Raw genomic sequence first — 17,104 nt, 5'->3', positions numbered from 1 at the left:
CCGTTACTCGACGGCCACGTTGACCCCAACGGTCTTGCCGACCGAGGCATTCCAGCGTTCTGCCCACTCGGGACCGGCACGATCGGCCCATTCGAGCAGAACTTCACTCACCAGGATCTCACGGGCCCTGCTGAAGTCCTCCTCCGAAACTTCGACAAGCGTCATGGAACGGGCATCCCCCGCCGGGCATGCGCCATTGCCGGTCAGGCAGGCGATGTCATTGACCAGCGCATCCTGCGCCGCAGCCCATGCGGGCGCTTCAAACTCGGCTTTGATCTGACTCTGAATCAGCTCCTGCGTTTCCGCGCTCAGGCTGATCCACTTATCCATGTTGATGGCGGTGACAACCGAATCCCAGCCGCCCAGCGGGATCGCCAGAAGATGGGTGGACACTTCCCACCAACCCGCGTTGTAGCCGGAACCGGCACCGGTCACGGCGCAGTCGACAACGCCCTTTTGCAAAGCGCCCGGCACTTCCGCAAAGCTCACATTGATGCCCTCTGCTCCCAGGGCTTCGAGGAACTTTGCGGTCATGCGGCCCGACGCACGGACTTTCAGCCCCTTGAGGCCGTCCAGATTGCTGACCTCTGCATTGCAGAAGACCACCTGCGGCGGATACGGCGCGATGGCCAGAACATGGCTGTTGAACCGGTCGCGGAAAATGTCGCTGACCATCGGGCGCGCTGCATCGACCATCGCGCGGGCTTCATCGGCAGACAGGGCAACCAGCGGCACATCCAGGCCTTCCAGCTCAGGCGCATCCGCCACCGCGTAATCCGCCACGGTCATGCCGACATCATAGACGCCATCCCCAAGCAGGCGGAACACGTCGCCGACACCCAGATTCATCTGATTGTGGGTGGTCAGTGCCACATTGATCCCGCCTCCAGAGGCCGCCGGCAGCTTCTCGGACCAGAACGGGGCCTCGAACTGCTTGTGCAACGGGAGGCTTGACCAGCTGCCGACAACGGACAAGTCCTCGGCAATGGCGGGTGCCGCCGCCAAAGCCGCCGCCGCCGCAAGTGCGCGTGTGGGTTTCATGTCATTCTCCTTGTTGGGTTTCGGGGCTGTTCCGGAGCGAGGACAGGTATTTCCGCGCTGTCGTCCACATCGGTGATCAGCATGTACCCCGGTTTATGTGTGATGCAGATGGGAAGTCCGGCCTGCTCGATGGCCGCCTGCGGTGTCACCCCGCAGGCCCAGAAGACGGCCGTCTGATTGTCGTCTACCGGGCTTGCGTCGCCCCAATCGGGGCGGGCCACATCCCGAATGCCGATGTCCGCGGGATCGCCCCAATGGACCGGCGCGCCATGTGCCAGCGGGAACCTGCGGCTGATTTCGACAACATCATCGATCCGGTCCTTATTGACCGCACGCATGCTGACGACCATCGGGCCCCTGAACGGGCCGGCAGGCACAGTTTCGATATTTGAGCGGAACATCGGGACGGTCTTGTCTTTGTCGATATGCCACAGGGGAATGCCCGCAGCCTGAAGCGCATGTTCGAAGGTAAAGGAGCACCCCAATGCAAATGCGACCATATCGCTCCGCCACAGGTGCTTCAGATCCGTAACCGTTTCACTGAGAACGCCGTTCCTATACACGTAATAGGCGGGGACATCCGTTCTGATATCTATGTCCTGCCCCAAGGTGAACATTTGCGGATTTCCCGTATCCGACACTCCGACCAGCGGGCATGGCTTGGGGTTGCGTTGGCAAAAGCGCATGAAATCCAATGCGTGCCGCTCCGGCATTATGGCTATGTTCGCCTGCAGCTTCCCCTTCCCCAGACCAGCCGTATGCGAGGTATAGCCACCGGCTCGAATAAGCTGGCGCACATCTTCGGCAGCAAGTGGAAGACTGTCAGAGAAATTGTCCTGCATGTCTGAAACCTCCGGTTAACGAAAGGGTCGGGCAGCAGGGGCATAAAATCAAATCAAAAGAATCTGTTAGAATATATAGAGAAAATTTATATCGCGCGTTCGGAAGTCTGCAGTGCCAAACCCGCTGCCATCTCGATCAGGTGGCTTTTCGGCTCACCTAGAAACGAGGCGGAAAACCTCAGCGGCCCGGGACACCAGCCAGGATTGAATTCGCGTATCCTGCCTTCGGAGACATACCGCCGGCCAATCGACCGCGGCAGGGCAGCGACGCCCAGGCCGACCTCAACCAATCGGAAGCAGGCCGACAGGGAGGACGAGGGGAACAGGGAAACCTGAGGACCGACACGTTTGAACAGCTCCGCTTTCAGCTCCCGGAACGGGCGTGTGTTCTTGGCATAGGAAATCACCGGGGTACTGCCGAAATCGACGGGTTCCGCGGTGCTGCTGTCAGCAGGAACCGCACTGTACCAGGCCAGCTCGACTTCGGGCAGTCCGACATTTTCCACCGTATATTCCGAAACCGGCCCCAGCAGGATGGCCAGATCGATTTCCCGCTTCAGCAGGTTTTCCCGCAACACCGTTGAAATATCGACGCTGATTTCAATTTTGACCTTCGGATAGGTCCGGTGGAATACAGAGACGAATTCCGGCAGCCAGCTCTGGGCAATGGTTTCCGATACGCCAAGCCGCAAATGCCCTTCGACGCCTTCAGCGCTCATGATGTTCTCTTCAACCAGTTGGGAAAGCTGCTGAAACTGCTCAGCATAGCTAACCAAAAGATCGCCTTGCTTCGTTAGCCTTACACCCGCTCCGGTGCGTTCGAACAACTGTGTTCCCAGTGTGCTTTCCAGACTTTTGATCCGCGAAGTGACCGCCGGCTGGGTAAGGTTCATCATGTCCGCGGCTCTGTTGATGCCCCCGGCCCGGACAACCGCCAGAAAGGCCTTGATCTGTTCGAGCTTGAGTTGAGCCATGGAGTGCTTCGTTTCCGGATCCAATCAAAGATCCGCACATGATACGCCCCGCCCGATAAAGCCTGCAAGGCTGAGCTCATAGATGCCGGATTTGGACGCTGCCCGGATTGGCGGGGTTTGCGTTGCGTCCGGTCCAACGGTCAATTGCGCGGCGCGGAGGCATGAGCGGTCCGCGGGGCGACGCTGCACAAAGCTGCCTGAAGGCTGATTGCGCCCTTTCCCGCCAGACGCCAGGCGGCAGCTCTGATCCCGGCCTGCCCGGCGGTGCCATTTGCGGGCGGGAATCATGGAGCTAATGACCAACGCCTCGCGTTAGGGTCTGTCCCCGCTGGTCAGCCACAAGGGAACTTTCAACGGCTCCCCCTGGTTGCCGCCGCCACCTGCGCGGCAATGCCCTTGCTGGCAACCGGAGACGCGCAGGCGCAGGCCGATGCCATGACCGAGCGGCTGGCCGTACGGCTTCGCTCATCACCAAACGGAGTTGCCCATTGAGGCGCCATTGGTTCTAGCCCAATGGGCGACGGCAGGGCTTTCGGAACATTGAACATTCCGGACGAGTACAGCCGGGAATGCCTTGCAATCCGGGTGCAGCGGAAGCTGAACGCAAACGAGGTCATCGATGAACTGGCAGACCTGTCTATCCTGCGTGGCGTGCCAGCATATATCCGGCCGGAAATGGGCCCGAACTCATTGCCGAGGATGTCAGAAGCCGGATCAAAGCTGTCGGGGCCAAGCCCGCATGCATCGAGCCTGGATCGCCCTGGGACAACGGATACTGCGAGAGTTTCAATGGGCGGATGCGGGAGGAAGCGCTGAACGGTGAAACCTTCCATTCGCTGCGCGAGGCCCGGATCATTATCGAAAGCTGGAGGAAACACTGCAACACCAAGCGGCCCCACAGTGCTCTGGGCTGCCGCCCGCCTGCGCCAGAGGCCATCGCCCCGACGGGCCAACGCCAACCATGCACTAACTTTCAATTCGAACCACTCAAACGGGGCTGCTCAGGTGAGGGCGCTGCCCTCCCCCTCGGGCACCCCTATTGGATAGGGCCGCGTCCTCAGCTGCGCCTGCGGGCCGCACCTACCCTGTCGAACAGCATTGCCGCGCCCCCTCCCGCGTTCGCCACGTGGCGGATCAGCAGGAACAGGCGCCTTCGGCGTCTGACCTGCAAATCAGCCCTGATTTTCCGGAAAAGGAAGACAGATCAAACGCAACAGAGCGCGCGAGCCGAAAACGGGAAGTGGGTCAGCAATCAGACGGAAACACGGCGCTGCAGCTGCCGGTCAGCGTTGATCATGTGAAGCAGGTCGGGCGTACCGGAAAGGATCAGCCCAACGGGCCAATCCTTGTTGTTCATGATCGATTTAAGCGTGTTTAACACCTCGCTTCGCGCTTGATCGCCCTTTGACAAATAAATGTCCTGCACCTCATCCAAGTGGACAAACAACGTTCTGCGCTCTTTCAGCAGCTTGCGCGCATGCTGCCAGATCAGGGCCGCTGATTTGTCGCGCATAAGCTCATAGCCAAGCGCATCGGACAATGTTCCGCCACCGGTTTTCAATGTTGCCGGGGATGGCACCTGTATCTGGACGACTTCGCAAGTTTCCATCTTGTGTTTAGGCAGGATCAGATCATTGCGCATGCTGATGGCGTGATCGACGGCAGTGGTTCTGCCGCTGCCTGGTGCGCCGGTCAAAGCGATTGCCCCGGCTTCGAATGCCATCCCTGCTTCCAACGCAGCGCGGCGCCTGCAGAGTTGGAGATCGAACTGTTCTCTCAGCTCACGATAGGCGCGATGCCGGATAAATTTGGCCCGCGGATTCGCCATATGGATGTGAGTTTCATTTGTCATCGTCAAAACTCCAGTCACCGCTTCTGCCGCTTTGCTGGCGGTTGTTCTCAAGCAGGTTCTCAGACGTTTGTGTTCCCTGGCATTCCTGTGCCTCAGCGGCGGGAATGATGTGCCCAAATCAAGCCGGCAGGCGTCTGTGCGGCTAAAGCCGTTCCAAAGCGCGATTGTTCTTTGGCATTGATTTCAATGATCTTGGACAGAGCGTCGGCAACCACATGTTCGTGAAGCTGCCCCTCGGCCTTATATTTCAGGTGACCTGCCACTGAACGTTCATCCAGCCGCGACCGGAGCCCGGTTGCTTTTTATGCCGATCAGCGCAGGTTGAGCAATCGCCCGGCGCGCGGAGCTTTCATCTCGCGCAGCGGGGCGGGCGGTTGCGGTGGCCAGGGGGCGCGCATAATCGGCCGGGGTCAGGCAGTCCAACGCCGAATGCGGGCGTTCCGTGTGGCAGCCGGCCGCCCAGGCAGCGATCACGGCACGCGCATGGGCCAGGCCGCGATCAGCTCCCGGGCGTGGCGCAGGTTGGCGAACAGGTGCTCACTCAGATGGCGTAATCGGGGCTCAGTCCCCGGATTCGCCGGTAGTCTTCTTGCCGGTAAATCCATGACCGGGAGAACGACCATGACCAGAGTATTGTATGTGGGCCTCGACGTTTCACTCGAGATGACCAGCATCTGTGTTGTCGATGCCGAGGGCGGAATGATCCTTGAGGCAAAGGCTTCCTCGGTCGCCTTGGGGTTGCGGAAGTAGCCCTTCATCACGACGTTTCCGCGGAACATGACCTCGCCTATGGTCTGGCCGTCGCGCGGCACCGGCCGCATCGTCTCCGGGTCCAGCACATCCAGCTGTTCCAGCGGCAGGTAGCGCACGCCTTGGCGCGCCTTCAGTGCGGCCTGTTCGGCAGGCGGCAGATCCGACCAGCTGTGGTGCCAGTCATTGACCACCGCAGGACCGTAGGTTTCCGTCAGCCCGCAAAGGTGGGTCACCTCAAAGCCTGCGGCCTTCATGTCCGCCAGCAGGCTTTCCGGCGGCGGCGCGGCGGCGGTGAAGAACTGCACCTGCTGGTCGAGATTGCGCTTGGCCTCTTCCGGCGCCGAGACCAGCAGCGACATCACAATGGGGGCGCCGCACAGGTGGGTCACGCCCTCGTCCGCCAGGGCGTTCCAGATGGGTTCTGCCCGCACTTGCCGCAAGCACACATGGGTGCCTGCGATGGCGGACAGTGTCCATGGGAAGCACCAGCCGTTGCAGTGGAACATCGGCAGGGTCCAGAGATAGACCGCGTGCTTCTGCATCGAGGTGGTCAGCGCTTTGCCCTGCGCCAGCAGATAGGCGCCCCGGTGGTGCGAAACCACGCCTTTGGGGTCGCCGGTGGTGCCGGAGGTGTAGTTGATCGAGATCGCATCCCATTCGTCCTCCGGCATCAGCCAGGCGAAATCCGGGTTGCCGCGGGTCAGAAACACCTCGTAGTCGGCGGCCTCTGCATCTGCCGACACACCGTCATACTCTGGGTCATCATACTGGATCAGAACCGGCGAGACCGTGGCAAGCGCCAGCGCCTCCTGCATCAGCGGCATGAATTCCCGGTCCACGATCACCAGTTTCGACATCGCGTGGTCGAGCTGGAACGCAATGACCGCTGCATCCAGCCTTGTGTTGATCGAGTGCAGCACCGCGCCGCACATCGGCACGCCCTAGTGGCATGCCAGCATGGCCGGCGTATTGGGCAGCATGACAGACACGGTGTCGCCGCGGCCGATCCCGTTCTTGGCCAAGGCCGAGGCAAGCCGCCGCGACCGCGCAAAAAACTCCGCATAGCTGCGCCGCAGGGACCCATGCACGATCGCCGTGTGGCCCGGAAAGACGCTGGCGGCGCGTTCCAGGAAGGTCAGCGGCGTCAGCGGCTGATAGTTCGCGGGAGTGCGGTCCAGACCGGTGTTGTACGGGTTTTCCGTCATGGTCTCAGTGATCCTGCCATTGGGGGCGGCGTTTTTCGAGGAAGGCGCCGATGCCCTCTTCGGCATCGCGGGCGAGCATGTTGTCGACCATCACGCCGGAAGCATAGGTATAGGCGTCGGCCAGGGGCATCTCGCGCTGCGCATAGAAAGCGCGTTTGCCGGTGGCCAGGGTCATCACCGACTTGGACGCGATCTTGCGGGCCATCTCCATCGTGGCCTGCCGCAGCCCTGCGGGTGGAACGGCGCGGTTGATCAGGCCGATCTCCTCTGCCCGCCGGGCCGGGGTCATGTCGCCGGTCAGCAGCATTTCCATTGCATGCTTGCTGAAGACATTGCGTGACAGCGCCACCATCGGCGTCGAACAGAACAGGCCGATATGCACCCCCGGCGTGCTGAACTGCGCGGTGTCCTCGGCAAGGGCCAGATCACAGCTGGCTACCAGCTGGCAGCCTGCCGCGGTGGCAATCCCTGTGACCTCGGCAATCACCGGCTTGGGGCAGTTCATAATGGCTTGCATGGTGGCAGAGCACATCGCCATCACCTTGGCAAAATAGGCCCGCCCGCCGTCCGTGGCTGCGCGTCCGGCGGTCATTTCCTTCAGATCATGCCCCGCGCAAAATGCCGGACCGTTTGCGGCCAGGATGATGACACGTACCTGCGGGTCTTCCCCTGCTACAGCAAGGGCGTTGGCCAGGGTTTCCAGCATCGTCTCGGACAGCGCATTGCGCCGCCCGGCATCGTTCAGGGTCAGGCGCAGGATGCCATCGTCATCCAGGTCACGCAGCAAAATGTCTTGCTGTTGCACAGGGCATCTCCTTTTCCGGGGCTCAGCGGATGTTGATCTCGACGCTGTCGGCAAGCGTATTGGCAATAAAGCAATAGCGGTGGGCGCGGTCCTGCATCTCCTCCAGCTCCTTGGGACTGACGGAGAAGCCGGTGTCGAAGCGCACCACCGGGTGCAGATCAATGCGTGTCACCGACATCTGGCCCTTGGGGTTCTTGCCCAGATGCGCCTCCGCATAGTCGTGGTAAGTGGCCACCGGCCAGCCGGCCTTGGCCGCCAGAGCCAGGAAGGTCATCATGTGGCAGCTGGACAGGGCCGAGGCCAGCGCCTGTTCCGGGTTGGTGTTGCCCGGATCTCCGCCCCAGTCGGGGGCGGAGTCCACTTGGACATCATAGCTGTTGTTGTACTGCACCGTGTGGGCGTTCGAGTAACGGCCGGTTTGCAGTACGGGTTCGGCCCGCTGCCAATGCAGCTGGATGGAAAGATCGGACATCGCGGAATCCCTGTTCGTGAACTCTGTCTGCGTCAGGCAGCGGCGAGGGTCTTTTTCGGGTCGAAGAATGGCCGCTCCACGACGGTGGCGCGGGCCTGGCCGGAACCGGTCATGACCTCAACCGCAGATCCGATGACGGCGTCCTCTGCAGCAACCATCGCCAGGGCGATGTTCTGTTTCAGACGCGGCGAATAGACGGCAGAGGTGACCTTGCCGATGGCAGTGCCATCCTTGCTGACCGGCCAGAAGGTGGTGTTGGGCCCGGTCAACGGTGCGCCTTCAATGATCAGGCCCACTTGCTTGCGGCTGACGCCTTGCTCCTTGATTTCCCGCAGGGCCGTCTTGCCGATGAAGCTGGCTTCCATATCGAGGTTCACCAGCCGGTCCAGCCCAAGCTCATAGGGGTTGGTGTTGATATCGGCGTCAGCGTGGTAAGACAGCATGCCGCCCTCGATACGGCGGATCGAGGAGGTATGGCCGGGCTTCAGCCCGAACGGCTCCCCCGCTGCCATGATCTTTTCCCACAGCTCATCACCGCGCGACCCGTCCTGTAGGTACAGCTCATATCCCAGTTCGCTGGACCAGCCGGTGCGGGACACGATCAGCGGAATACCGTCCAGATCAACCTCGCGCAGCCAGTAGTATTTCAGATCCATGATGCTGTCGCCGAACAGCGCGCGCATGATCTCACCCGATTTCGGCCCCTGCAGCTGCAGCGGCGAAACATCGGGCTCGCCGATGGTGACATCCATGCCGGAATGCACCGCCACGCCCTGCGCCCACAGCAGAATGTCGCTGTCTGCCAGCGAGATCCAGAAGTGGTTCTCCGCCAGCCGCAGGAGGATCGGGTCGTTCAGGATGCCGCCATCGGCATTGGTGATCAGGATGTATTTGCACTGGCCCACCGCCATTTTCGACAGGTCGCGCGGGGTCAGCATCTGCACGAATTTCGCCGCATCCGGACCGGTGATCTCCACCTGGCGCTCGACCGCCACATCGCACAGGATCGCGTCGTTCACCAGGTTCCAGAAGTTCTGCTCCGGATCGCCGAAATCGCGCGGGATGTACATGTGGTTGTACACCGAGAAACTCTTGGCGCCCCAGCGCACGGTGGCGTCGAAATAGGGGGATTTGCGGATCTGTGTGCCGAACCCGAAACTGTTTGATTGCGTCATGTCTTTCACCCTTTGCACCGGCGACCCGATCTGCCGCGGACTGTTTGAACTGGGTGAAGGATTACCCACACAGGCGGGCCGGGAGCGGACTGAAAAACAAGACCTGGGCAGACCAAACGGACTGATGTCAGACAGGCTTGCAGACCGTTCAGACGCTTCCGGTCATTTGCCGGACCTGGCCGCCAACCCGGAAAGATTCGGCTGGGCGGATTTGACGTGGCGCGTCACGATGTAAGTCATGTAGCGGTCAATCCCCAGTTCGGCCGCCAGCAGGGTTTCCATCAACTCCTGAAATGCTGCCAGGCTTGGTGTAAAGACCTTCATGACGTAATCCATGCCACCGCCTGTGGCGATGCATTCGGTGACCTCGTCCAGCTTTCGGATATGGCCCTCGAAACGGTCAAAATCAGACTTGCGGTGATGTGTGAGAGAGACGGTCACGACCACCTGCGTGAAATCACAGACCCGGTCGAGTGCAACGTCGGCGTGATAGCCGCGGATGAACCCGGCTGCTTTCAATTTCGTAAGCCGGGCCCAGCACGGGGTTGGCGACAAGTTGACGATCTCCGCAAGCTTGGTTTTGCTAAGCTGGCCGTGCTTCTGGACTGCGCTGAGGATGCGGATATCGGTCGCATCAAGGCTGAACTTGTCCATGCATCGGGGCCTTTCAAAGCAAGGGTTTGGCAGTCCAATACAATCACCCGCAATAGCCCGGAAGCAACATTTTGCTCCAGCAGGCGGTTTGAGGCGCAGGCCACTGGCTGATTACCGTCTGGCGAAATTTGCAACAGAGCGTATTGCTTGAAACCGATAGCAAGCCACTGCCACTGCGCCTTGGTAAGATACCGGCATAAAAATTCCGGGGGGCTCTGCAACTGACTATTCTGAATGTCTTGCTCTGCAGGAGCAATGGTATGGGCCCCGCCGCCCTCGGGCGGCGTATCTTCGAATGGAGAATTGGAGGATCATAACATGCAAATCAAAAGGATCGGCCTGGATCTGGCCAAGTACGTTTTCGAAGTTCACGCAGTGGGCACGACTGAAGAAGTGGTTTTCCGGAAGACCCTCCGGCGAGACGCTGTTGCGCAGTTCTTCGCAGAATTGCCGCCCTGTATTGTCGGTATGGAAGCCTGTTGCGGATCGCATTTTTGGGCACGGGTTCTGACCGATTTGGGCCACGAGGTGCGGCTGATCTCTCCACAGTTCGTGAAACCTTATGTGAAATCGAACAAGAACGATCGCAACGATGCCGAAGCGATTTGCGAGGCTGCCGGCCGGCCATCAATGCGGTTTGTCCCCCCTAAGTCGGCTGAACAGCTTGAAATCCAGGCGGTCCACCGTATCCGCCAGCGCGTGGTCGCAAACCGCACCCGGCTGGCAAACCAAGTCCGCGGTTTGCTTGGGGAACATGGTGTCGTGGTGGCGCGGGACATCACCCGCATCCGGCGTGCCCTCAGTGAAATCGTCGATAGCAATCAGGGCGAATTTGGGGAGATCTTCATTGATATGTTGCGCGACATGCGTGAGGAACTGGCCGAACTCGACAGCCGTCTTGCAGGCTACAACCGGCGGATCAAGAACCTCTTCCGCGCCAATGAGATGTGCCAGCGCATTGGTCAAATCGAAGGTGTTGGCCCGATTACAGCAACGGCATTGGTAGCAGTAGTCGGTGATAAATCCTGCTTCAAGAATGGTCGTCAATTTGCCGCGTGGCTGGGGCTCGTTCCAAAACAACGGTCAAGCGGTGGAAAAGCACACTTGTTCGGGATCAGCAAGCGCGGCGACCGATACCTGCGCACACTGATGATCCACGGCGCACGAGCTGTGCTTGGAAAGGCGGCCGGGAAAACCGATACGCGCAGCCAATGGATCGCGCGGATGCGCGAACGGCGGCATCCGAATGTCGTCTCGGTGGCACTGACTAACAAGAACGCTCGGATAGTCTGGTCGCTCTTAGCGAGAGATCAGAACTACCGCCCAGAACCCGCCGTGTCGTTCGCTTGAACGGCACCTCGGAAAGTCAATAAAGGAGAGCTACCCAGAATATTGCAACATCTGCCAGGAGATGGAAAAGGGTCACGCCCGTTGCTTCTCGAACCTGATGTGTGGATCGGCAAGGTCAGCACCGATGCCTTAGGGGCGATGAGGTAGAAGCAAGCGGAATTCCATCGGGGCTCGCGGCAACGAAATATCGGGCCGCCCTAAGAAGCCGGATATACATCAGCAATCGCGACCTCGAAGCCGGAACCAAACAGACCGTTGCAATCAGGCGGGGTCCAATAAATCCACACATGACATTCGCTTCACCGAAGTTCCTCGACAACTTAGCCGACGTCAGGCTGGCGAAATGCACGTGCGTGTTTCATCGGGAGGGCCTCGACATGATCCCGCAAACGGCGCCAACCAACCAACGGACATCTTCATTCCCGAGGCGCGCGACGTTGATCCGACCGCCTTCAATGACGTGAATGCCGTGGTCCTGGGTCAGCGCTATTTCCTGCGCGACGCCTAGCGGCAGGAGCGAAAACATCCCGACCTGCCGCCCGAGAAATGCCAGCCGGTGGGTGCCGAACATATTTTGTTCTATCGCCACGATCTGCTCGCGCATGCGCGCCACGCGCTAGCGCATTTGGTCGAGTTCGCGCAACCAGAGAGCCTTCATGTCCACATTCTGCAGGATTGTCCGCACCACCGCCGGACCATGGTCCGAAGCGTGCGAAGCCCCCGAACGGGCGGTGGCCGTGACGGCTCGGGTGATACCCGCCTGGTCGCGGGTGCGGGTCTTGACGAACAGCGCCCCCGCGCGGTCGCGGTAAATGCCGAAGGACTTTGACAGGGTGATGCAGACAATGCATTCGGGAAAGCGTTCTGCGATCTGGCGTGCCATGGCGCAATCCGCGTCGAAATCTTGCGCGAAGCCGAGGTAGGCCAGGTCGACCCAAGGCACGATCCCAAGGGCTTCAAGCGTGTCGAGAAGCGCTGTGAACTGGTCTTCGCTCATGTCCGCGCCCGTCGGGTTGTGACAGACGCCCTGCATCAGGAAGACATCGCCGGGGCGTGCGGCCTTCGGTCCGTCCAGCATCTGGTCAAATGTGAGTTCGCTGCACAGCGGGTCGTAGTAGGGCAGCGCCTGATGGCGCGCACCGGCGGCCGCCAGGGTTGGAACGTAATTGCCGTAGGTCGGGGCTTGCAGCCAGACGGTCGGCGGCTCCGGCAGGCGGTCATCGCGCGCGAGATCATGTCCGTCAAGCCATCCTGCTGTATCGAGGTAATGGCGGCGTGGGTCGTGCCATTGGGCGAGGTCACCCTGCGGCGCAGTTCCTCGGGCGGCACGTTGCCCTGAGCGGCCATGGAGGCCGCGCCAAGCGCGGTTTGCAGGGTCAGCGCGGTGGCATCTTCGCGCATAAGGCCGAGGGTGACGCCGGCGCGGATCATCTCTTCGACCAACAGGAAAAAATAGGCCGGGCCGCTGCCGGAGACGGCTGTGACCGCATCCAGCAGGTCTTCGCGCGGGAGGCCGACGCAAAGACCAAAGGCTTCGACGATGGTCCGAGCGCGGGCGCGCTGCGCCGCATCAACGCGGTCATTGGCGAAGCTCCCCGTCGCGCCGAGCCCCAGCAAGTCCGGGGTGTTCGGCATGGTCCGGACGATGGCCATGGGCCCGAAGAGCGCCTTGAGCCGGGCTATCGGCACCCCCGCCGCGATGCTGATCAACAGCTTGCCCTTCAGCGCGCCCACGACCCGCTCGGCCACATGCGGGATGACCTGCGGCTTGACCGCAAGGTCCACGGTGTCCGCTTCGGCGCATCCCGCTGCTACACCGACCGTGGTGCGAACACCCTAGCTCGCCTGCAAGTGCGCCCGCTGGTCCGCGCCGGGATCGATGACGGTGATCTGCGCCGGTGCCATGCCTTGGACGATCAGCCCGCCGATGAATGCGATGGTCTCCATGTCTCAGAACCGGGTGATGACGGTGGCGCCGACCGACTGGAACCTGTCCATCTCCATCAGGGCCTGTGGCGCCTCTGCAAGGCTGATCTGCTGCCCCACCAGCCGCGCCGGATCGAGCCGTCCGCTCGCCACCATGTCCAGCATTGCGCCGTAGCGATGCGCCTGCATCCCGTGCGAACCGAGAAGTTCGATTTCCTGCCCGACGATCTTCGGCATCGGGATCGCGGGGGCTGCGTGCTCGCCCAGCATCAGCCCCACCTGCACGTGCTTTCCGCGCGGCCGCAGGCAGAGGATCGAGTTCGTCATGGTCACGGGGTGCCCCAAAGCGTCGAGGGAGACATGCGCGCCACCCTTGGTGATCTCCCGGATGGCGGCGGGCACGTCTGCTTCCTTGCCGTTGATGACCGTAACGGCGCCAAGCTCCTTCGCCAAGGCCAGCTTGGCCGGGTCGAGGTCCACGCCGATTACATTCGCCCCCGCTGCCGCCGCAATCATCACCGCCGAGAGGCCCACGCCGCCACAGCCATGCACCGCCACCCACTGGCCCGCGCTGACCTTGCCTTGATCAATCACCGCCCGGAACGAGGTGGCAAAGCGACAGCCGAGGCTGGCAGCGGTGGCAAAATCCATCGTCTCGGGCAGCGCCACGAGGTTCAGGTCTGCCTGATGGATCGGCACATATTCCGCAAACGACCCCCAGTGGGTAAAGCCCGGCTGTTCCTGGTGCAGGCAGACCTGCTGGTTGCCGGAGTGACATTCCGAGCAGCTGCCGCAGCCGCAGATGAAGGGCACGGTGACCTTGTCGCCGGGCTTCCAGTTCTTCACGTCCTTGCCGACGGCCTCGACCACTCCGGCCAGCTCGTGCCCCGGCACATGCGGCAGGTCGATGCCGCTGTCATGGCCCATCCAGCCGTGCCAGTCGCTTCGGCAGACTCCGGTCGCGGCCACCTTGAGCACCACGCCATGCGGCTCGGGCGTCGGATCGACTACGGTCGTGAGCTTGGGGGCTTCCTGGAACTTTTCGAAAAGGACGGCTTTCATGGCAGGGACTTTCAGCTTGCGGGGATTTCGAGGGCAGATTACCGCCCGGCACGTGGAATACCTTTGCCATTCTTCTTCACTGGAGCAATATTTGGGGCAGCACCCCCTATGAACGCCCCGCATCGAGAAAGAATCCGCCCCATGCCCGAGATCGACGGCGTCAACGCCGCGCTTCTGACCCTGCTGCAAGACGACGGCCGAATGACCAATGCCAAGCTCGCCGAACGCATCGGGATGAGCGAAACTCCCTGCTGGCGAAGGCTGAAGCGGCTCGAGGAAAGCGGCATCATCGAAGGCTACCAGGCCAATCTGAACCGCCGGAAACTGGGCCTCGGCGTCATGGCCTTCGTCCAGCTGCGCTGCTCCGAGCACGACCAGGCGGCCACCGCCGAGTTCCAGCGTATCGTGCAAACGACGCCGAACATCCTTGCCTGCCACAACACCACTGGAGCGGACGATTTCCTGCTGATCGTGGTGGCGCGGGACCTCGACGATTACAGCGTCTTCGTCGACAGCACGTTGCGGCGGCTGCCCGGGGTGACCAGCATCCGCTCCAACCTGTCGCTGAAGGAGATGAAGGCGTCGAGCAAGTTGCCAGTAACGTCAGCTGCCGGCAATTGAGGAGCCTGCTGTTCAGTCGAAAATCGGAGAGCCTGTTTGGCGTCCTTGACGCTTTCGGCCCTTTGCCGCGCTTGGTGGATCGTGCGGCGAGTGTCAAGTCTCCGTCTCTGTCTAACGAAGCTTCCACATTTGTGCCACTTGGTCTGGTCGTCTTTTTGTGGCTCCGTGTCGGAAGCGGTGAAATCTCATACGAGCTTCACAAGTAGCATACCTTCAATAACGTACCTCTTCAGGCATTGCAGCGGGTCAGCGGCCCCGACGCAGAGCGGCTTTTAAACTGATGGTGTGACCGAAGGGAAATAATCGTGGCCAAACTACTTGATCCGTTTCAGCTCAAGCACCTGACGCTGCGCAACCGTATCGTAAGCACATCTCATGCGCCCAACTATGTCGAGGACGGCCACCCGCGGGACCGCTACAGGCTGTATCACGAAGAGAAGGCCAAGGGTGGCGTTGCCCTGACCATGGTCGGAGGATCGACCAATATCGCCCCCGACAGCCCCTCTGTGTTCGGCCAGCTCTATGCTGGCGACGACAGTATCATTCCCTGGTTCCGGAAGCTTACGGATGGCGTTCACGCGCACGGGGCCGCTGTCATGTGCCAGATCACCCATATGGGCCGCCGAACCGCTTGGGACGATGGGCATTGGCTGCCGGTTCTGGCACCCTCCGGAGTCCGCGAACGCGCACACCGCGCCTTTCCCAAAGTGATGGAACAAGAGGACATCGACCGGGTGATCGGCGATTTTGCCGCCGCGGCGCGGCGCTGTCAGCAAGGCCGGTTCGATGGGATCGAGCTTCTGTCCCACTCGCACCTGCTGGGCCAGTTTCTGTCCCCCCTGACCAACCAACGCGACGATGACTATGGTGGACCGTTGGAGAACCGCATGCGCCTCACCCTGCAGGTTCTGGACGCCGTGCGCGCAGAGGTCGGCCCGAAGTTCATACTGTCCATGCGCATCACCGGCGATGAATTGACCGAGGGCGGGCTGAACGCCGAGGACTGCGTCGCCGCCGCCCGGATGCTGGAGGACAGTTGCCATGTCGACCTGCTCAACATCCTGGCCGGGGCGCCCTACGATGACCTTGGTCTTGCGGAATGGGTGCGTCCTATGGGCCTGCCCGCCGCCCCGCATATCACCGTGGCCGGACGCATTCGCGAGGCCGTCAGCCTGCCGGTTCTGCACGCAGGCGGCATCGCCGACATTGCAACCGCCCGCCACGCGGTTTCCGGCGGCCATGTCGATCTGGTGGGCATGACGCGCGCCCAAATGGCGGATCCCTATCTGGTGGCGAAACTTTCACGCGGGGAGGAGGAACGCATCCGCCCCTGCGTCGGCCTCGGGTATTGCGTGGACCGGGTCAATCAGGGCAAGCCCGCCGTATGCGGGCACAATGCCGCCACCGGGCGCGAACAAGCTTTGCCCCATGTCATTCCGACCAGCGGCACACAAAGGAAGGTGGTTGTCGTCGGCGGCGGGCCTGCCGGGCTGGAGGCCGCGCGGGTCAGTGCCCTGCGCGGTCACGATGTTGTTCTGTTCGAGGCGTCAGACCGGCTGGGCGGGCAGCTCGTTCTGGCCGCCAAGGGCATGACGCGCAGGCAGGTTTGGGGGGTTGCCGACTGGCTGATTTCCGAGGTGACCGCCCTCGGCGTCGGCCTCCGCCTGAATACCTATGCCGAAGCCGGTGACGTGCTCGCGGAGGCCCCCGATCTGGTCATCATTGCCACCGGCGGCTGGCCCGGGCCATTGCTCATCCCCGGCGGCGAACTGGCGCTCTCCAGCTGGGAGGTGCTTTCCGGAGAAGCGCGTGTCTCGGGCGAGGTGCTTTTGTTCGACGAGGTCGGCGACCACCCCGCCGCGGTCACGGCCGACACGCTCGCAGGCGCCGGTCACAGCGTCGAGCTCGTGACCCCCGACCGGGCGCTTCTGCATGACCTTGGCCCGACGACCTCAGCCGTCGCCTTGCGCGATCTGGCCGCCAATGGCGTTACCTTCACCTGCCTTCAGGAACTCCACACTCTGACACGCGAGGGAAACCGGGTTCGCGTCTGCCTGCGCCATGTATTGACGGGCGAAATCACCGAACGTTTTGTCGACCACGTGGTCGTCGAGCATGGCTTGACCCCGATAGATGAGCTCTATCATGACCTTAAGCCAAGCTCGCGAAACCTTGGACAGATCGACCACAAAGCGCTGATCAATGGCGTGTTCCCGTTCAAGGACGAAGAGCAGACCGGCCAGTTTCATCTGGCTCGCATTGGTGACGCAGTTGCAGGTCGCAATATGCACGCCGCAATTCTCGACGCCTTGCGTATTTGCAATTTGGTCTGAACAAAGCCACGCGCATCTATTGCTGAAGGTGGGGAGCGG

Annotated in this window: 15 protein-coding genes and 4 pseudogenes; 4 read left to right on the top strand and 15 right to left on the bottom strand. The window is 61.5% G+C overall.

Annotation, left to right across the window (positions count from 1 at the left end; all coding sequences use genetic code 11):
• Window positions 1–3: 3 nt before the first annotated feature.
• The 3 genes from OKQ63_RS01845 to OKQ63_RS01835 form a co-directional block, all read right to left on the bottom strand.
• Window positions 4–1,041 (bottom strand): TRAP transporter substrate-binding protein, encoded by a 1,038-nt coding sequence (locus OKQ63_RS01845; RefSeq protein ID WP_264212275.1) that lies wholly within the window; start codon window positions 1,039–1,041, stop codon window positions 4–6.
• The gene (locus OKQ63_RS01840; RefSeq protein ID WP_264212274.1) at window positions 1,038–1,883 is read right to left on the bottom strand and encodes a putative hydro-lyase; all 846 of its coding nucleotides are present in this window, start codon (window positions 1,881–1,883) and stop codon (window positions 1,038–1,040) included. The genes OKQ63_RS01845 and OKQ63_RS01840 overlap by 4 nt, the downstream gene beginning before the upstream one ends.
• Window positions 1,884–1,969: 86 nt before the next feature.
• The gene (locus OKQ63_RS01835) at window positions 1,970–2,857 is read right to left on the bottom strand and encodes a LysR family transcriptional regulator (protein ID WP_264212273.1); all 888 of its coding nucleotides are present in this window, start codon (window positions 2,855–2,857) and stop codon (window positions 1,970–1,972) included.
• Window positions 2,858–3,376: 519 nt separating this feature from the next.
• Here OKQ63_RS01835 and OKQ63_RS01830 point away from each other — a divergent pair.
• Window positions 3,377–3,813 (top strand): annotated as a pseudogene (locus OKQ63_RS01830) (integrase core domain-containing protein); the annotation flags it as partial.
• A 296-nt stretch (window positions 3,814–4,109) separates the two neighbouring features.
• On the opposite strand, the gene OKQ63_RS01825 reads toward OKQ63_RS01830, so the two are convergent.
• From OKQ63_RS01825 to OKQ63_RS01790, 8 genes and pseudogenes are all read right to left on the bottom strand, one after another.
• Window positions 4,110–4,709 carry an ATP-binding protein gene (locus OKQ63_RS01825; protein WP_264212272.1) on the bottom strand — a complete coding sequence of 200 codons (600 nt, stop codon included), beginning with the start codon at window positions 4,707–4,709 and terminating at the stop codon, window positions 4,110–4,112.
• 92 nt (window positions 4,710–4,801) lie between these two features.
• Complete coding sequence (locus OKQ63_RS01820; protein WP_264212271.1) at window positions 4,802–4,972, bottom strand: hypothetical protein; 171 nt, start codon at window positions 4,970–4,972, stop codon at window positions 4,802–4,804.
• A gap of 7 nt (window positions 4,973–4,979) precedes the next feature.
• Window positions 4,980–5,207 (bottom strand): annotated as a pseudogene (locus tag OKQ63_RS01815) (IS3 family transposase); the annotation flags it as partial.
• A gap of 212 nt (window positions 5,208–5,419) precedes the next feature.
• Window positions 5,420–6,667, bottom strand: a pseudogene (locus tag OKQ63_RS01810) (AMP-binding protein); the annotation flags it as partial.
• Window positions 6,668–6,671: 4 nt separating this feature from the next.
• Entirely contained in the window at window positions 6,672–7,472 is an 801-nt protein-coding gene (locus tag OKQ63_RS01805) for an enoyl-CoA hydratase (protein ID WP_264212270.1), read from the bottom strand.
• Window positions 7,473–7,494: 22 nt separating this feature from the next.
• A complete protein-coding gene (locus tag OKQ63_RS01800) occupies window positions 7,495–7,944 on the bottom strand; it encodes an OsmC family protein (RefSeq protein WP_264212269.1) in 450 nt (149 codons plus the stop codon).
• Window positions 7,945–7,976: 32 nt separating this feature from the next.
• On the bottom strand, window positions 7,977–9,119 hold the full coding sequence (locus OKQ63_RS01795) for a glycine cleavage T C-terminal barrel domain-containing protein (RefSeq protein ID WP_264212268.1): 1,143 nt from the start codon (window positions 9,117–9,119) through the stop codon (window positions 7,977–7,979).
• Window positions 9,120–9,281: 162 nt separating this feature from the next.
• Complete coding sequence (locus OKQ63_RS01790) at window positions 9,282–9,773, bottom strand: Lrp/AsnC family transcriptional regulator (RefSeq protein WP_264212267.1); 492 nt, start codon at window positions 9,771–9,773, stop codon at window positions 9,282–9,284.
• Window positions 9,774–10,091: 318 nt separating this feature from the next.
• On the opposite strand from OKQ63_RS01790, the gene OKQ63_RS01785 reads away from it, so the two are divergent.
• The gene (locus tag OKQ63_RS01785; RefSeq protein ID WP_264212266.1) at window positions 10,092–11,123 is read left to right on the top strand and encodes an IS110 family RNA-guided transposase; all 1,032 of its coding nucleotides are present in this window, start codon (window positions 10,092–10,094) and stop codon (window positions 11,121–11,123) included.
• Window positions 11,124–11,481: 358 nt separating this feature from the next.
• Here the strand turns inward: OKQ63_RS01785 and OKQ63_RS01780 are convergent, their stop codons facing one another.
• From OKQ63_RS01780 to OKQ63_RS01765, 4 genes and pseudogenes are all read right to left on the bottom strand, one after another.
• Complete coding sequence (locus OKQ63_RS01780; protein WP_264212265.1) at window positions 11,482–11,727, bottom strand: hypothetical protein; 246 nt, start codon at window positions 11,725–11,727, stop codon at window positions 11,482–11,484.
• Between the two features lie 12 nt (window positions 11,728–11,739).
• Entirely contained in the window at window positions 11,740–12,276 is a 537-nt protein-coding gene (locus tag OKQ63_RS01775) for an aminotransferase class I/II-fold pyridoxal phosphate-dependent enzyme (RefSeq protein WP_264213858.1), read from the bottom strand.
• A 107-nt stretch (window positions 12,277–12,383) separates the two neighbouring features.
• Window positions 12,384–12,908: pseudogene (locus OKQ63_RS01770) on the bottom strand (pyrroline-5-carboxylate reductase family protein); the annotation flags it as partial.
• 165 nt (window positions 12,909–13,073) lie between these two features.
• Complete coding sequence (locus OKQ63_RS01765; protein ID WP_264212264.1) at window positions 13,074–14,111, bottom strand: zinc-dependent alcohol dehydrogenase family protein; 1,038 nt, start codon at window positions 14,109–14,111, stop codon at window positions 13,074–13,076.
• 141 nt (window positions 14,112–14,252) lie between these two features.
• Between OKQ63_RS01765 and OKQ63_RS01760 the strand changes: the two genes are divergently transcribed.
• Window positions 14,253–14,732, top strand: coding sequence for an Lrp/AsnC family transcriptional regulator (locus OKQ63_RS01760; protein WP_264212263.1), 480 nt, complete (start codon window positions 14,253–14,255; stop codon window positions 14,730–14,732).
• Window positions 14,733–15,037: 305 nt separating this feature from the next.
• Window positions 15,038–17,065, top strand: a complete 2,028-nt coding sequence (locus OKQ63_RS01755) for an NADH:flavin oxidoreductase (protein WP_264212262.1) — start codon at window positions 15,038–15,040, stop codon at window positions 17,063–17,065.
• Window positions 17,066–17,104 lie beyond the last annotated feature (39 nt).

The organism is Leisingera thetidis (assembly GCF_025857195.1).
GTDB classification, from domain to species: domain Bacteria; phylum Pseudomonadota; class Alphaproteobacteria; order Rhodobacterales; family Rhodobacteraceae; genus Leisingera; species Leisingera thetidis.
This window is presented reverse-complemented; position numbering and strand designations above follow the sequence as displayed.

Bases quoted from the DNA above. Each gene is read 5' to 3' on its own strand.
- OKQ63_RS01845 (WP_264212275.1), bottom strand. From the start codon at position 1,041: ATGAAACCCACACGCGCACTTGCGGCGGCGGCGGCTTTGGCGGCGGCA.
- OKQ63_RS01760 (WP_264212263.1), top strand. From the start codon at position 14,253: ATGCCCGAGATCGACGGCGTCAACGCCGCGCTTCTGACCCTGCTGCAA.
- OKQ63_RS01785 (WP_264212266.1), top strand. From the start codon at position 10,092: ATGCAAATCAAAAGGATCGGCCTGGATCTGGCCAAGTACGTTTTCGAA.
- OKQ63_RS01800 (WP_264212269.1), bottom strand. From the start codon at position 7,944: ATGTCCGATCTTTCCATCCAGCTGCATTGGCAGCGGGCCGAACCCGTA.
- OKQ63_RS01795 (WP_264212268.1), bottom strand. From the start codon at position 9,119: ATGACGCAATCAAACAGTTTCGGGTTCGGCACACAGATCCGCAAATCC.
- OKQ63_RS01825 (WP_264212272.1), bottom strand. From the start codon at position 4,709: ATGACAAATGAAACTCACATCCATATGGCGAATCCGCGGGCCAAATTT.
- OKQ63_RS01790 (WP_264212267.1), bottom strand. From the start codon at position 9,773: ATGGACAAGTTCAGCCTTGATGCGACCGATATCCGCATCCTCAGCGCA.
- OKQ63_RS01780 (WP_264212265.1), bottom strand. From the start codon at position 11,727: ATGCGCGAGCAGATCGTGGCGATAGAACAAAATATGTTCGGCACCCAC.
- OKQ63_RS01765 (WP_264212264.1), bottom strand. From the start codon at position 14,111: ATGAAAGCCGTCCTTTTCGAAAAGTTCCAGGAAGCCCCCAAGCTCACG.
- OKQ63_RS01840 (WP_264212274.1), bottom strand. From the start codon at position 1,883: ATGCAGGACAATTTCTCTGACAGTCTTCCACTTGCTGCCGAAGATGTG.
- OKQ63_RS01835 (WP_264212273.1), bottom strand. From the start codon at position 2,857: ATGGCTCAACTCAAGCTCGAACAGATCAAGGCCTTTCTGGCGGTTGTC.